The 13,543-nt window shown below is 58.7% G+C and carries 15 protein-coding genes and 2 pseudogenes; 13 read left to right on the top strand and 4 right to left on the bottom strand.

The window, feature by feature from the left end; translation table 11 throughout:
• Window positions 1-27: 27 nt before the first annotated feature.
• Both ACMX25_RS13815 and ACMX25_RS13820 read right to left on the bottom strand, forming a co-directional pair.
• The gene (locus tag ACMX25_RS13815; RefSeq protein ID WP_414950512.1) at window positions 28-423 is read right to left on the bottom strand and encodes a nuclear transport factor 2-like protein; all 396 of its coding nucleotides are present in this window, start codon (window positions 421-423) and stop codon (window positions 28-30) included.
• 182 nt (window positions 424-605) lie between these two features.
• On the bottom strand, window positions 606-896 hold the full coding sequence (locus ACMX25_RS13820; RefSeq protein ID WP_414950513.1) for a hypothetical protein: 291 nt from the start codon (window positions 894-896) through the stop codon (window positions 606-608).
• 192 nt (window positions 897-1,088) lie between these two features.
• On the opposite strand from ACMX25_RS13820, the gene ACMX25_RS13825 reads away from it, so the two are divergent.
• The 3 genes from ACMX25_RS13825 to ACMX25_RS13835 all read left to right on the top strand — a co-directional run bounded on the left by ACMX25_RS13825 (window position 1,089) and on the right by ACMX25_RS13835 (window position 3,061).
• Window positions 1,089-1,763: a TetR/AcrR family transcriptional regulator gene (locus tag ACMX25_RS13825; RefSeq protein ID WP_414950514.1), complete on the top strand. Its 675-nt coding sequence runs from the start codon at window positions 1,089-1,091 to the stop codon at window positions 1,761-1,763.
• A gap of 146 nt (window positions 1,764-1,909) precedes the next feature.
• The gene (locus ACMX25_RS13830; RefSeq protein WP_414950515.1) at window positions 1,910-2,467 is read left to right on the top strand and encodes a GNAT family N-acetyltransferase; all 558 of its coding nucleotides are present in this window, start codon (window positions 1,910-1,912) and stop codon (window positions 2,465-2,467) included.
• A gap of 297 nt (window positions 2,468-2,764) precedes the next feature.
• Window positions 2,765-3,061, top strand: a complete 297-nt coding sequence (locus ACMX25_RS13835; protein ID WP_414950516.1) for a hypothetical protein — start codon at window positions 2,765-2,767, stop codon at window positions 3,059-3,061.
• Window positions 3,062-3,331: 270 nt separating this feature from the next.
• On the opposite strand, the gene ACMX25_RS13840 is transcribed toward ACMX25_RS13835, so the two are convergent.
• On the bottom strand, window positions 3,332-4,135 hold the full coding sequence (locus ACMX25_RS13840) for an AraC family transcriptional regulator (protein ID WP_414950517.1): 804 nt from the start codon (window positions 4,133-4,135) through the stop codon (window positions 3,332-3,334).
• A gap of 15 nt (window positions 4,136-4,150) precedes the next feature.
• Window positions 4,151-5,024 (bottom strand): annotated as a pseudogene (locus ACMX25_RS13845) (IS4 family transposase); the annotation flags it as partial.
• Between the two features lie 79 nt (window positions 5,025-5,103).
• On the opposite strand from ACMX25_RS13845, the gene fae reads away from it, so the two are divergent.
• The 10 genes and pseudogenes from fae to ACMX25_RS13895 all read left to right on the top strand — a co-directional run bounded on the left by fae (window position 5,104) and on the right by ACMX25_RS13895 (window position 13,541).
• Window positions 5,104-5,637: a formaldehyde-activating enzyme gene (gene fae / locus ACMX25_RS13850; protein ID WP_414950518.1), complete on the top strand. Its 534-nt coding sequence runs from the start codon at window positions 5,104-5,106 to the stop codon at window positions 5,635-5,637.
• Between the two features lie 292 nt (window positions 5,638-5,929).
• Window positions 5,930-6,064, top strand: a pseudogene (locus ACMX25_RS13855) (branched-chain amino acid ABC transporter substrate-binding protein); the annotation flags it as partial.
• A 291-nt stretch (window positions 6,065-6,355) separates the two neighbouring features.
• A complete protein-coding gene (locus tag ACMX25_RS13860) occupies window positions 6,356-7,375 on the top strand; it encodes an AAA family ATPase (RefSeq protein WP_414950519.1) in 1,020 nt (339 codons plus the stop codon).
• Between the two features lie 15 nt (window positions 7,376-7,390).
• Window positions 7,391-8,263, top strand: coding sequence for a DUF58 domain-containing protein (locus ACMX25_RS13865; protein WP_414950520.1), 873 nt, complete (start codon window positions 7,391-7,393; stop codon window positions 8,261-8,263).
• Window positions 8,260-9,147, top strand: a complete 888-nt coding sequence (locus ACMX25_RS13870) for a calcium incorporation protein MxaA (protein ID WP_414950521.1) — start codon at window positions 8,260-8,262, stop codon at window positions 9,145-9,147. The genes ACMX25_RS13865 and ACMX25_RS13870 overlap by 4 nt, the downstream gene beginning before the upstream one ends.
• Window positions 9,144-10,124, top strand: a complete 981-nt coding sequence (locus tag ACMX25_RS13875; protein ID WP_414950522.1) for a vWA domain-containing protein — start codon at window positions 9,144-9,146, stop codon at window positions 10,122-10,124. Before ACMX25_RS13870 ends, ACMX25_RS13875 begins: the two co-directional genes overlap by 4 nt.
• Window positions 10,121-10,666 (top strand): hypothetical protein, encoded by a 546-nt coding sequence (locus tag ACMX25_RS13880; protein ID WP_414950523.1) that lies wholly within the window; start codon window positions 10,121-10,123, stop codon window positions 10,664-10,666. The genes ACMX25_RS13875 and ACMX25_RS13880 overlap by 4 nt, the downstream gene beginning before the upstream one ends.
• Window positions 10,667-10,752: 86 nt before the next feature.
• Entirely contained in the window at window positions 10,753-11,649 is an 897-nt protein-coding gene (locus ACMX25_RS13885) for a vWA domain-containing protein (RefSeq protein WP_414950685.1), read from the top strand.
• 10 nt (window positions 11,650-11,659) lie between these two features.
• Window positions 11,660-12,265 (top strand): DUF3280 domain-containing protein, encoded by a 606-nt coding sequence (locus ACMX25_RS13890; protein ID WP_414950524.1) that lies wholly within the window; start codon window positions 11,660-11,662, stop codon window positions 12,263-12,265.
• 154 nt (window positions 12,266-12,419) lie between these two features.
• Entirely contained in the window at window positions 12,420-13,541 is a 1,122-nt protein-coding gene (locus ACMX25_RS13895) for a YVTN family beta-propeller repeat protein (protein ID WP_414950525.1), read from the top strand.
• Window positions 13,542-13,543: the final 2 nt, after the last annotated feature.

Genomic DNA, 13,543 nt, shown 5'->3' on the forward strand with positions numbered 1-13,543 from the left:
TAGCGATGGTGGCGCCTTGGTCAAGCGTTACGCGACTTTGTCCAGCAGCACCTTTGGATCGAAGTAAGCCACAAGTAGCCGATGCGCCTGACCCTCTGACACATCCCAATGCTCGGAAATCAGAATTGATCCGTCAGTTCCCTGGACGCCAATCCGGATCAGGGCCACGACGTGTTCACCCTGTACGGTCAGGCTCTCGTACGACAGCCTCACGGCATCGAGTGTCTTTGCCAGCTGGGGAAGAATGGACACGTACCCGGCTTTGTCATATTGACCACCCCAAGGAAGATAGTCGGGAACGAACAATATGAAGCCCTCAGCGGTGTACTTTTCGAAGTCCACGATCCGGCCTTCAGCGGCGCCTCGATAAAACGTTTTGACAACCGCCAGCGCATCCGCCTCTTTGGTAGCGAGATCGTGCATGTTTGCGACTCTCCCCGTGACGGATGCCTGACTATACGCTCGTGTTGCAACGTAAATATTAGCCTTGGCCGCTTGAAGCGAATAAAAGTCCAGGCGCCACGCTCGCGTTGAGCACCTAAGTCAGGATTACCGATAGCTCGGGCTGGGAGTGCCATGCAAACGCCGGGTGAGGAACCAGTTGCTTACTTGCGTGGCTGATCGTCCGCCATCTGCACCGGTTCCTCGGCGACGACCGACGTCAACACAGTAGAAGGCAAGTGCCGCATGTCGCTCGGGCTGACCTTGCCGGCGAACTTCCAGCCGCCCGGCAGCTTGACGAAGGCGAAGCCGGTTGGCTTGTCGACGAATACGTCGAAGTTTTTCGCGGGCGCCGCAGCCGCCTGTGGGCTGGCTCCGGGAGCCGTCTGCGCGAAGACGGTGGTTGAGGCCATTACGATTGCGGCAGCAACCAAGGCGCGAAGTACGGGTTTCATTTTGAACTCCATTTCAATTGAGGAAGGGCAGTGCCGACGACGGTACTGCCCCATCGCCGCATAAATTCCCTATATATGTGTCGATCGATACAGAATATTAAACCTCAAAAATTGATCCGAATCCAGATTTTCGTTATGATCGTTACAAAATAGCGATTCAGGATCGTGACCTGACCGGAGACTTGGAGAAATATGATGAATAGCTCAGTTGATGAAGGAGCTTCGAAGAGGCGCGGCAGGCCCCGAACCTTCGACCGCCAGGCCGCGCTGACATCCGCGATGGAAATGTTCTGGCTGAAGGGTTTCGACGGTTGTGCGATCAGCGACCTGACTGTCGCCATGAACATCAACTCGCCAAGTCTCTACGCCGCATTCGGCAGTAAGGAAGACCTGTTTCGTGAAGCAATCGACCTCTACGGGACGCTTGAGGGGGAAGCGACAAGGTGTGCGTTAGCTGGGCCACGCGGCATCCGGGAAGCGCTCAGCGCGATGCTCAAGCGTAGCGTTGAAATGTTCACGCGCGGTCCGCAGCCACGCGGTTGCATGGTGATGCTTGGCGCGCTGAATGTGAGTGCCGACCAGAAGGAGCTTCGCGCGCTGCTGCACAAACGGCAGAAGCAGATTGTCGACTTGATCTGCAAGCGCATGAAGCTGGCGGTCGATGATGGCGAAATCGCGCCGTCGGTGGACGTCGATGCGTTGTCGATGATGTGCGCAGTGTTGTTTACCGGCCTGGCCGTCCACGCTCATGATGGAGCCGGCCGCGCGAAGCTAAATTCGGCGATCAATGCTTTCGTCGCTACTTTGCCGGTGACAGGTAAGTCCAAGACGGTGCCGCGCGTTGCGGCTGGAAAAAAGGCGTCGTAATAACTGCCGGTGGATGATGCGCAAAGCGGTCGTCCACCAGGATCATTGCCCATCAGCTTTTGGTGAGCGGCCGCAACCGGTCATTCGTCAGCGCCCGCAGATTGCCAACAATGCTAATTGTTCAAAAAAATAGAGTTGACCAGGTAATGGACAAAATTGAAACCGGAGCGATTCGAATAGAGTTGAACAATGTGATTCTTCGAGATTTTCGGCCCGCGGACCTGATCCAATATCAACAACTCAGAAGCGATCCGAAAATGCATCGTTTCTATAGCGAGGATGACTCCTCGGAGCAGCGTGCGGGCCAACTGCTGCAGATGTTCATCGAACAAGCCGACAGTCTGCCAAGGACCAAATTTCAATTTGCCCTGGAGTCAGGAGGGGAACTCGTCGGTACTTGCGGCATCCGCTTAGAGTCACCTGGCGATGCTTCCATCGGATGCGAAATTGGCCGGCAATGGCAATGGTCCGGGCTAGCTCGAAAGGCTGCTGCCGGAATACTTGAATTTGGCTTTGGCACGCTGTGCGTCGAGCGAATTTATGCGGAGACGATCTCCGACAACCGCGCCGCAATCAAGTTATGCAACGCTGTCGGAATGACTGTCACAGCAGAGCGCATTGGGGATCGAACGTTCAAGGGCCGGACGTGGAACACGACAACTCTGTCTATTAGTCGGGAAGCATGGGACGGTAAGCGAGCTTAGGCGTTGTCGTCAATGAAGAGGGAGTTCGTTTGCAAGTTTCCTCACCGGGGTTCCGCTCTACGGGTAATTTTCTAAACAGGCACCCAATCAATTTTCTGGCTCGTCACTAGACACGCAGCGCTCAATGGTGGAGCACTAGGCAAGATTGCGCTCGCCCATCAGCGCTTAACGCCGGGATTTCCCCGAAAATAGAAATTCACCCTTGCGGAGAATGCGCTTAATTATGAGCGACCGCTTTCCTACAATGGCAATGGATCGTATGTGTCGAAATTCCAATTCAATTAAGGAGACGGGGTCATGAACAAGGCAACCAGTACATTAATCGCGGCCGTCGCTGCACTCACGTTATCAGGCGGCGCTTATGCACAGAGCAACAACTCGCTGGCGCGACCAAGCGTGACGTCGCCGGTCGCTGCAACGGGCGGCGGCTATGGCACGCCAGGGGACGCCAACTCGGACAGCGGCCACGCCGCTGCGTCGTCGAATTCGGGCACGCAAAATAGCGCTAATGGATCGACGCCTGCGGCTACTGTTTGGCCGAGCAACAATTCACTGGCGCGACCGAGCGTAGTATCGCCGGCTGCAGGCCAGTAATAGCTGATAGCGATGACAATTTCGCCTGGAATTGTCATCGCCAATAGATTCTAAGCGGGTGACCGATCGTTAATGCATGGGTAAAGCATTAACGAGTAGACGCTGGGCAGTCTTAACGGCTTAGTTCAAGAGGGCTGACCGACCTGACATGTTGTACTTGTGCTGTACTCACCACGCTGAACAGGTTTGTCGGCGTGGAGCAACGCGTGCATACACGTCTCGCACTGTCCCTATCGCGGCCTTCGCAGCGTGATCCTGATCCTGATCCTGTTAGGCCGGCTTTTCCGTCGAGACACGGATCCGATAGGCCCTAGGCGAACAGCCATGGATCTTCTTGAATGCAGTGCTAAATGAAGCTTCGGATTCGTAGCCAACTTCATCTGCAATTCGCGCGAGGCTAGTTTCCCTATTCGTAAGCCGATCGACGGCGATCTGCATTCGCCATCGAGTCACATAGTCCAATGGCGTGGTTCCCACCGCCTGCCTGAACTTCGCGGCGAAACTCGAACGGGACATGCCGGCTATTCCTGCCATGTCCATTACCGTCCAACGATGACGAATATCCTTGTGCGTCGCATTGATAGCGGCGCTCAACTGCGGATCATTCAACGCGGAAAGCCATCCATGGTTCATGGTTTTTGTTGATGCGAGATGCAACCGCAAAATCTGAATGAGCATGATGTGCGCGAGATGCTCAGCAGTCAGCGAATGACCTGGTTGATTGTTCCGCAGTTCTTGCGCGAGAAAATCGAGTGACCATCGAAGCACTGACGCCTCGCTCGACGCGGCGCTCACCGGGACCACCGCGGGGAGATATTCGAAAAGCCTGTCGATACCACTTCCCGCCAACGAAAAATGCCCCGCGACCAAAAAACAATCGGCGCCTGTCTGGCATCGTGCAATGCCTTGCGCACCGTAAGACAGCGCGTCCAGATAATTCACCGGCGGAATTGAAGGGTCGCTGGCAAGCACGAATGACCGGCCGCTCGTCAGTAAAAAGCAGTCTCCTTCGACAAGACGATAGGGTGCGCTTTCTCCATCGGAAAGAAGCCAGCATGAGCCCTTCAAAACCATGCCCTTATACAGAAGTCAGGCATCGTCTTCGCGAAGTGCTCGAATGGTCGAGGCGGCATCCATGGTTCGCTGCATGCCAATCCAGAGGGTTTTCGCACCGGGTTCACCATCGCTCTTACGGCCCAGAAAACCACCCAGTGAAGCATTCAGGCGAATGATTTGATTAAGTGTGATGGGAGTTTTTGGTCGCGGCTTCTTGGCCAGCAGGAAAGCACCGCGTATCTCAGGCGTCGAAGAACAACGAGGCATCCATCTCAGGACAGGTCCTGCCCAAACGCATCAGCCGGGCAATGCGCCATGCCACCACCATGTACAACGCCAGAGCCCGCTCCACGCGGTCGATTTGCGAGAGTTGGAGCGCTTCTACCTTGCAGCCGTTCTTCAGAACATGGAAGAACATCTCAATCTCCCATCGCGCTCGATACCAGTCGATGAGCTCGACCACGGCATCAATGTTGTCTGCTTCCCGGTTCGTCAGCAGGCGCCACACCACAGGCCTCATGCTCGCCGGCGCTCCAATTTCCTGCGCCAGCACGCAGGTGACAGTGGGCCCGCTCGCCCCTGGTAGCTTCACGCGTTGGGCTCGTAACGTCTGTGTGACTTCGCGCGCCTTTTGGCCCGCGCGTCCCGGTAGGATGAAGCTGATCTCGCCCAGCACTGCGCTCGCCTCGACCGTCTCCCACAACCGGCTCGCCTCGCTCACGGAAGTGACGACTTCCTCACGCGACTTGCGTGCCTTCGGAGAGATGCTCAGGCGCCGATGATGGACCATTCGAGCCAGCAATAGGCACGGACAATGCCGGCGGCGCCGCATATCCGGAACACTTGCCTCGTGAATCGTGTTTGCCACTCTGTCCCGAAGACGATACATGTTGCGCACTGCCATGCCTCCCCGGGCGTGTCGGATTGAATGGCATCGTCCTTGCATGCTACGAATCCTTGGTGTCCAACTAAGAAGGAGGTCGGCAATGAATCTCGATTTGACGTTCCGCACAGGCGAAGCCACGGTGTTAGCCGCACCCGGCCAAGTGACTGACGCGATGCCCGAAATCCTGTTAGGCCGTGTTGACGGACCCGCCGGTCACGCGTTCGCCAACATGATGGCGCAGAGCAAGGGGCACACGGCCATGTTCGCGATCCGCGCCTGCAATCAGATGGTGCGTCCTGCCACGATGATCGTCCCCAAGGTGACGCTCAGGGACATGACCACCATCGAGCTATTCGGCGGCGTGGTGCAGTCGGCGACGGCCGATGCAATAGTCGATTGCCTGATCGAGGGCATCTTGCCGAAAGATCAGGCCAACGAGCTATGCATCATCAGTCTCGTGTGGATCGATCCGCGTTGCGCCGCGGAGACGAACCTCGACAAGAAGGACATGTATCGCACGAACTACGAGGCGACCAAACTCGCCATTCAGCGGGCGATGAACAACGAACCAAGTGTCGACACGCTGATCGCCAACCGGCACAGCATCAAGCACGATATGGACGACTGGAGCTGAAGCGCGTTCTTGCGATGCACAGCTCAATGATGTGATCTTTTGCAACGGCGTAGGGTTGTTGGCACAGGCCACACCCTACTTGGGATCATGTTTATTATTCCGGTAGCATTTGGATTCCTAACGGTTAACCTCCCTTCCCGACGTTCGTCCTTCATCACGCCTGCGTCTGCTTGATCGCGTCAAATTTCTTGTCATGGATCATATTTCGATTTACGGAATGGATTGATACGTTGAGCCTATCGGGAGTTGGTGAATCAGGAAGGGCGTTTTTCCAACCTTCAACATGGTGATTGCTTCAAAGATGTATAGCAATGCCGGTATCGTGCAGATCTCGCCGTCGTCGACCAACCCGGGTTATACGCAACAAGGCTTCAAGACAACATATCGTGTTGTGGCAACCGATGCACAACAAGGTCCGGCACTTGCCATGCAGGAGGAAGCGACCGTTTCACGCTCAGATGGCAAAGCGTGACGGCGCAAAACCTCGGTCGTGGCCGCCACCTTAACAACCCACGAAGTCCGATTGCAGACACAACGTGTCCCGCCTGCTGTGACAGTGTGTTTCTCTGTCGCTCACAACTGGCTGATTAAAATCCTCACTGACAAGTCTCCGAACAATAATTCATCGGCTACTTAAACTCGGTACGACTTTTGCATTCCCTCGTTCCGGCGCGTTGTTTCCTTTCATCGTGCCGCGATGCAACAGGAGACCTGGCCGATGGCTTTCGAGGAGCAACTACAGGACTGGCGCGAGAGTGCGTTACGGGTGGAACTGAGCGTCACAAGCGCCGTCGCCGGCCAGCAGGACATCATCCGCTTGATCAATGTCGCGCTGTTTGCGCGCGGTCACGTGCTGCTGGAAGGGGGCGTAGGTGTCGGCAAGACCACCGTGCTGCGCGCATTTTCGCGGGCCATTGGTGGAGGCTTCGGGCGCGTGGAAGGCACCATCGACATGATGCCAGGTGACCTCATCTATCACACGTATGTGGACGCCGAAGGAAGACCCCGGATCGATCCCGGTCCTTTGCTGCGTCACGGCGAAAACCTGACCACGTTCTTCTTCAACGAGATCAACCGGGCGCGGCCGCAAGTCCAGTCGCTCCTGCTGCGGGCGATGGCCGAGCGTTCCGTTTCGGCGTTCGACCGCGAATATCACTTCCCTCACATGACGGTGTTCGCCGATCGGAACAAGGTTGAGCGCGAGGAAACGTTCGAGCTGGCATCGGCTGCACGCGACCGGTTTTTGTTCGAGCTGAACATGCCGACGCCGACAGATCCCGAAGTCAGACGCGCGCTGGTTTTCGATCCTGTTTTCCACGATGTCGACGCGTTGCTCGAACGGGTGACGCCGGGCGTGGTCCGATGGGCGGAGTTGAACGATATCGGCGGCAGCATTCAACGCAACGTGAGCGCCAGCGCGACAATCGAGCGCTACGTGCTCGACATCTGGCGCGCGACTGAGAATCCGCAGCAATTCGATATCGCACTTGACGGCGTCGACATGGAGCGCCTGATCCTCGTTGGCGCGAGTCCACGCGGCATGAGCGCGCTCTTGCGGGCGGCGCGCGTGGTCGCGTGGCTGGCCGGGCGCACGCATGTGGTACCAGAGGATATTCACGCTGTGCTGTTGCCCGCGCTTGGGCATCGCGTGTTCTTCACGCCAATCTACGAACTGCGCCGGCAGGAACTTGCGGAAGCGTTAGTCGCGCAGATCATGGCGAGAGTCGCGGTGCCGTAATCTCATGAGGACATCATGAATACGCTCAGCGCGATGCCAGAGTTTCACTACCGGTTGCCGATGCGCGCCGGTGGCTCGCGACCCGGATCGCATCCCGGTTCGAGCTTCGGCGCGGGTCAGGCATTCGCGATGCACGCGCGTCTTTTCGATCATCCGGATCCGCGCCGTATCGATTTACGCGCAAGTTTGCGGGCCATTCCCGCCGAGTGGCTCGTTCGCGTTCATCTGCAACGCGTGTCCGTACCGGTCTATGTCGTGATCGACGTATCAGCGTCGATGCACTTCGGGCAGATCAAGTCCAAGCTCGACGTTGCGGCGGATTTTGTCGCCGCGCTGGGGTACAGCGCATTCCGTGCGGGCGATCAGGTCGGCATGCTCGCGTTCGATGCCGCCGAACGTGAGGAACTCTATTCACCGGCGCGTTATGGTCAGGGTGTAGGCGACGTAATGGCGGCCACCGTGCGCCGTGCGGCGCAATCGCCCGGCGTGGCAGGTGGTATCGATGGGCTTGAAAAATCGGTCGCGAAACTTGCCGGGCGGCAGGGCATTGTCTTCATTGTCTCGGACTTTCATTGGCCGCTGCAACGGCTGCCGAAGATACTCGACACGTTGACCCATGCGTACGTTATTCCGATGGTCGTATGGGACCGCGCGGAAGTGGAGCCGCCGGAGCATGGCGCGCTGCTAGCCATTGACGATGCCGAAACGGGAGAACGCCGGACATTGTGGCTGCAAGGAAAAACTCGTCGAGATTGGCGCGACGCGGTCGCGCGGCGGCGTGCCGAAATCGACCGGCTCTTCGATAAGCGCGGGATTCGGCCGTTCTACCTTCAGGGTGAATTCAATGCCGAATCGTTGTCGCGATACTTCCTGGAAGCGGTCGCATGAGCCCATTCGCGCGTCCGCCGATCCTGGTCATCATGACAGTAATCCTAAGCATGACAAACGCTGCGATAGGGGCGCCTTCATCGGCGACGGTTGAGCAACCGCGCGCATTCGGCTACACGGTCGGCGATGTGCTTTCGCAACGCATCCTGCTTCCTTCGGGCACGGCCGGTTCAGGCAGTGACGATTCGAGCGCCGCCGCGACGCCATCGACTGGGCGCATCGGCATCTGGTTCGAGCGCCGCCATCCGCGCATTGAAACGGATGGAGAAGGGCGGCGATGGATGGTCGTTGACTATCAGATCGTGAACGCGCCGCAAACGCTCATCACTATTGCTCTCCCCGCCCTGACTTTGGGATCGCTACAAGTGCCGGAATGGCCGGTGAGCGTGAGTCCGCTCACGCCAAATACGGCATTCGGCATGGGCGAGCTCCAATCGCTGCGCCCCGACCGGCCGGCTCCGCTACCCGCGATTGCGCCGCTGCGCAGGCAGACCCTTTGGGCGCTCGGCTTGCTCGTTTTAACGCTTGCCGCATGGTTCGGCTGGTGGAAATGGCGTAACACACGCGAAGCGGCGAGCTTGCCGTTTGCCCGCGCATACATGGAGATGCAGCGCCTTGCGTCATCCCAACCTGATAAAAACGTGCGCGGGTGGCTGTGTCTGCATCGTGCATTGAACGAGACGGCGGGGCAGGTCGTGCATGCCGGTTCATTGCCGGGCTTGCTTGCAAGAGCACCGCATTTGCAAGCGCTGCAGCCGCAACTCGAACGCTTCTACCAGCAGTCCGGCGAGCGTTTCTTTGCTTCGGGTTCCGCCGATGAAAACTTTCCCTTGCTCGACTTGAGCCGCTCGCTTTATCGCGCGGAGAGGCGTCAGCAGCAATGACTTCCCCTATCGACTTCGCGCATCCCTACGTGCTCGCCCTACTGCCGCTCGCGTGCCTTCCGTTGCTGCGCCGACGCAGCGATACGCTGAGTTTTTCATACATTGGATGGCTGCCGGTCAATCGGATTGGACGTACTGTCGGAATGATATGGCGAGGCTGCGCGGTGCTGGCGATACTTGCCATAGTCATCGGTCTCGCGGGCCCAGGCCGTTCCAATATGCAGGTTCTGCACACCGGCACCGGCGCCGAAATTCTCATCCTGATGGACCGGAGTTCCAGCATGGACGACGCCATGGGGCGACAGCCCATCGACTCCCGGGGCATGTCGAAGAATGAAGTCGCTCGCCGCGCAATAACCCGTTTCGTCGATGATCGTCCGAACGACCGGCTCGCATTCATGATGTTCGGCATCAGCCCCATACCGGTCATTCGCTTCACGGAAAATCACAAGATTATTCAGGATGCGATAGCCGGCACGGGCATTGGCCGGGGCATGGCGGACACGCAGCTCGATCGCGGTTTGCGCGCGGCGATCGGACAATTTGACGGACGTCGTTACGATGGTCATCGGGTAATCGTACTTGTCTCGGACGGCGGCGCAAGACTCGACGCACAAGCGCGTCGCGACATAGAAGAAGGCCTTGAGCGCAATCAGATCGACTTGTATTTCATCTACTTGCGCAGTGGCGTGTACAGCCCCGACCTGCGGGCGGTCGCCGCGAACGATACCTCCGCCGAGGCCGAGCTGCACCGGTTTTTTCTGACGTTGAAGTCGCCGTATCACCTCTATCAAGCAAACGATGCCGATGCGATGGCCGCTGCCATGAACGATATCAACCGGCAGCAAAAATATCAGGTGTCGTTTGTCGAGCGGTTGCCGAGACAGGACCGCAGTCCTTATTGTTTTGCGGCCGCGCTGGTCTTCTGCACGTTCCTGCTCGCGTTGCATCTGCTTCAGGTCAGGAGTTGGGCATGAAACGCTCCTGGGCTCACATCGCGTTTGGACTGGTTGCGCTGGGTTGCGCGGCGGTGGCTATGGATGGTGCATTACGCATGAAGCATGCTGAAGATGTGCGTCAGGCTGTTGCCCAAGCAGGCGTCATGACGAGCGCGTCGTCCCATCTCGCCGATCTCCCCGAGGCTCAGTTGACCCGTGCGATGGCGCTTTCGAAGGCGGGCGCTTACGCTGACGCGCAGAGGCTCTATGAGGCACTGATACAAGACGACGCCAACAGCGAGTTGGCGCATGCCGCGGTTTTTAACCTGGGCAATATGTATCTGCGTCAAGCGACGGGCGAGGGAAATCCCGGTCCGGTCAAATCCTTGCCTTTACTGGAACAGGCGAAGCAACGATACCGTCAGTTGCTGCGCGTTGCGCCTGGCGACTGGGACACGCGCTACAACCTCGAACGTGCGTTATGGCGCGCTCCGGAAGAGACCGAGAGTGCCGACGAGCCAGACATCAAGGAGCAGCACGACGTCAAGTTGCGCGGCGCGCAGGCCGAGGATCTGCCGTGAAAATTGCCCTAAACGGACGAAGCCTCTTCAGCCGGCAGCAGTGGCCGATCGTGCTCGCGCTGCTGTTGCTGATCGCCGCGCTTGCAATGCCTCCTGTCATTTTGCCGCGCGATACCGCGCGTTACATCGTCACCTTCGATATTACGCAGAGTATGGACACCGAGGACGTGGGCGCGAGCGATGCGCCGTTGAGCCGGCTTGAATTCGCCCGTGCCGCCACGCGCGAAACGTTGGGGAAATTGCCTTGCGGATCGAAGGTCGGATGGAGCGTGTTTACCGGGCAGCGCACGTTGCTGTTGTTGCCGCCCGTTGAAGTCTGCAGCAATTTCGACACGCTGCTGTCGTCGTTGAATGAAATCGATGGGCGCATGCGCTGGACCAACTGGAGCCGCGTGGCCGAGGGCGGCATCTACTCGGCGGTGCGGACAGCGCAGCAAGTCGGGCCGGATACCGCGGTGATCTTCATGACCGATGGTCAGGAAGCGCCCCCTGTGTTGCCATCGAATGACCGGGTGCGCGAAATAGCCAGCGGGAAGGTTCATGGCTGGCTTATCGGCGTGGGCGGGGACCAGCCCGCCAATATTCCAAAGACCGATGCCAACGGCAACAGGGTGGGGTTCTGGCACGCCGACGATGTGATCCAGGTCCCGACCATCCCCGGCAAGCCGGCCACGGCAGAAAGCCACGAGGAGTTATCGCAACTGCGGGGGGAGTACCTTGCCTCAGTGGCGTCACGGATTGGCTTCAAGTATCAGCGGTTGCTTGGGGCCGAAGCGTTGACCCATGCCATGCTCGATCCGCAGTTGATGCACCGGGAGCCGGCGGCGACCCATCTTAATTGGTGCCCCGCGTTGCTTGCGTTGCTGTTGTTGACGTGGCGATTTCTTCCGTGGCGGAGCCTGCGGGGTTTCCGTTCAAAGCGGCCGCAGACGGTGAGCGGTTCAGCGTCAACTGCCAGCCCTAAACGAGCGTTGACTGGCTAGGAGTTGCGGCATGGAAGATCGAATCATCGACTCGTGGATACCAGCAGCCATGCTGCAGTTGCCAAGCGTTTTACATCATGGAGCACGGCGCGCATTGCGCGTTCTGCGTGGCGTCGCGCTATGTCTTGCAGCAACAACTGCCGGATCGCATGCGATGGCTGCGCCGCGGTCGATTGCTGTGATCGACTGCACGCTTATCGACGATAACGCTTCTTACAACGACGCCGATACCAACCGCACGCAACAGGCTCGCATTGTCTTGATCAGCAATGACCTGCGTGCCCAGTTGCGTGACCGCCAGCTTTTTCGCGTCGCCGATAACGCCCCCGCGAGCGCCATGATTACGCAACTTACAGCGGCGCAGAATATGAACGCGTGCAACGGTTGCGAGCGGGAAGTTGGACGCAAACTTGGCGTTGAACGCGTCGGCGTGTGCTGGGTGCAGAAAGTCAGCAACCTGATCATCAACATCAATCTTCGCGTGGAAGACGTGACGTCGGGCAAGACCCTGTTCGAGCGCTCGGTCGATATCCGCGGCAACACGGATTTGTCATGGCGCCGCGGCGTCGAGGCGCTGGTCGATCGTCTCGCCGACGACCCCGACGCAACGCGATAGACCCGCGGACGCGCTGTCGAAAAGACGCTTTCGGGAGAATCTCCCGCCCCGATCCGTTGTCAAGTACCGCCTTGATGGGCTAAGTTGGCCTTTGGGTCCGCGACGTCCGAAGACATCCGGTGTACCTTGCAAAGAACAATAGGCGGAGACGAACATGCATTTGAAAAAGGCGACGGCGTATCTGGCGCTCGCATCGGTGGTGACGACCGGTATCACGTTCGGCGCGAGCGCCGCGTGGGCGGCAGCGCCGACTGCTTACGTAACGAGCGAGACGGCGGGGGTGGGTGTGATCGACCTCGACCAGATGACGCTCGCGAAGACATTCGCGTTCGGCGACGATGGCCCTCGCGGCCTGAGCCTGACGGCGGACGGGCGCCGGCTGCTGCTGGCCAACAAGAAACCAGGCGATCTGTCCGAAGTCGATACAGCCACCGGCAAGGTATTGCGGCGGGTGAAGATCGGCAAGAATCCGGAGTTTGTCCGCGTGCACGGTAACTACGCCTACGTGACCTACGAGCCGGGCGAGGACGGCGGCCCGCCTCCGGGCGTGTCGGGAGCATCAGGAGCATCGGGAGGGCCAGGAGCCGCAGCAGGAGCCGATAAAGGCGGTCCTCCGGGCGCAGGAAAGGACGACGACGCGAGTGAGCCGCCTGCGGAGATCGCGATCGTCGACTTGAAGACTTTGCGGGTGATCCGTTCGGTGAAGAGCGGGCACGAGACGGAAGGCGTGGAGTTTTCCGGCGATGGCCGGGAAATGCTGGTGACCAACGAGGGCGACGATACGGTGTCGGTGTATCACGTCGGTACCGGCGCGCCGCTGCGCACGCTCAAGCTGGATCATGGATCGCGCCCGCGCGGTATCAAGCGAACGCCTGACGGCAAGCAATATGTGGTCACCCTTGAGAACACCAACAAGTTCGTCGTGCTGGATGCTCAGAGCTTCAAGGTGATCAAGACTGTCGATACGCAGTTGGGACCCTACGGTGTCGCGTTCGACCCTGCCGGCAAGCGCCTGATGGTCGCGGCGGCGCGCGGCAAGATGCTTCAGGTATTCGATGCCAAGACCTTCGATCACCTGACCGATGTACCGGTGGGCCAGCGTTGCTGGCACTTCAGCTTCACGCCCGACGGCTCGAAGCTGATGCTGGCATGCGGCCGGTCGAACGCCGTGTATGTCTTCGACGCCACCAGCTACCAGCCGGTCAAGCAGATTGAAGGATTGCCGCTCGCATGGGGCATCGTGACGTATCCGCACAGCGCAGGGTCAATCGAGTAGCA

The organism is Caballeronia eucalypticola, from assembly GCF_047608185.1.
GTDB lineage: Bacteria > Pseudomonadota > Gammaproteobacteria > Burkholderiales > Burkholderiaceae > Caballeronia.

Coding starts and splice junctions, on each gene's coding strand:
- ACMX25_RS13840 (WP_414950517.1), bottom strand. CDS start 4,135: ATGGTTTTGAAGGGCTCATGCTGGCTTCTTTCCGATGGAGAAAGCGCA.
- fae (WP_414950518.1), top strand. CDS start 5,104: ATGAATCTCGATTTGACGTTCCGCACAGGCGAAGCCACGGTGTTAGCC.
- ACMX25_RS13890 (WP_414950524.1), top strand. CDS start 11,660: ATGGAAGATCGAATCATCGACTCGTGGATACCAGCAGCCATGCTGCAG.
- ACMX25_RS13815 (WP_414950512.1), bottom strand. CDS start 423: ATGCACGATCTCGCTACCAAAGAGGCGGATGCGCTGGCGGTTGTCAAA.
- ACMX25_RS13875 (WP_414950522.1), top strand. CDS start 9,144: ATGACTTCCCCTATCGACTTCGCGCATCCCTACGTGCTCGCCCTACTG.
- ACMX25_RS13835 (WP_414950516.1), top strand. CDS start 2,765: ATGAACAAGGCAACCAGTACATTAATCGCGGCCGTCGCTGCACTCACG.
- ACMX25_RS13860 (WP_414950519.1), top strand. CDS start 6,356: ATGGCTTTCGAGGAGCAACTACAGGACTGGCGCGAGAGTGCGTTACGG.
- ACMX25_RS13870 (WP_414950521.1), top strand. CDS start 8,260: ATGAGCCCATTCGCGCGTCCGCCGATCCTGGTCATCATGACAGTAATC.
- ACMX25_RS13865 (WP_414950520.1), top strand. CDS start 7,391: ATGAATACGCTCAGCGCGATGCCAGAGTTTCACTACCGGTTGCCGATG.
- ACMX25_RS13880 (WP_414950523.1), top strand. CDS start 10,121: ATGAAACGCTCCTGGGCTCACATCGCGTTTGGACTGGTTGCGCTGGGT.
- ACMX25_RS13825 (WP_414950514.1), top strand. CDS start 1,089: ATGATGAATAGCTCAGTTGATGAAGGAGCTTCGAAGAGGCGCGGCAGG.
- ACMX25_RS13895 (WP_414950525.1), top strand. CDS start 12,420: ATGCATTTGAAAAAGGCGACGGCGTATCTGGCGCTCGCATCGGTGGTG.
- ACMX25_RS13820 (WP_414950513.1), bottom strand. CDS start 896: ATGAAACCCGTACTTCGCGCCTTGGTTGCTGCCGCAATCGTAATGGCC.
- ACMX25_RS13830 (WP_414950515.1), top strand. CDS start 1,910: ATGGACAAAATTGAAACCGGAGCGATTCGAATAGAGTTGAACAATGTG.
- ACMX25_RS13885 (WP_414950685.1), top strand. CDS start 10,753: ATGCCTCCTGTCATTTTGCCGCGCGATACCGCGCGTTACATCGTCACC.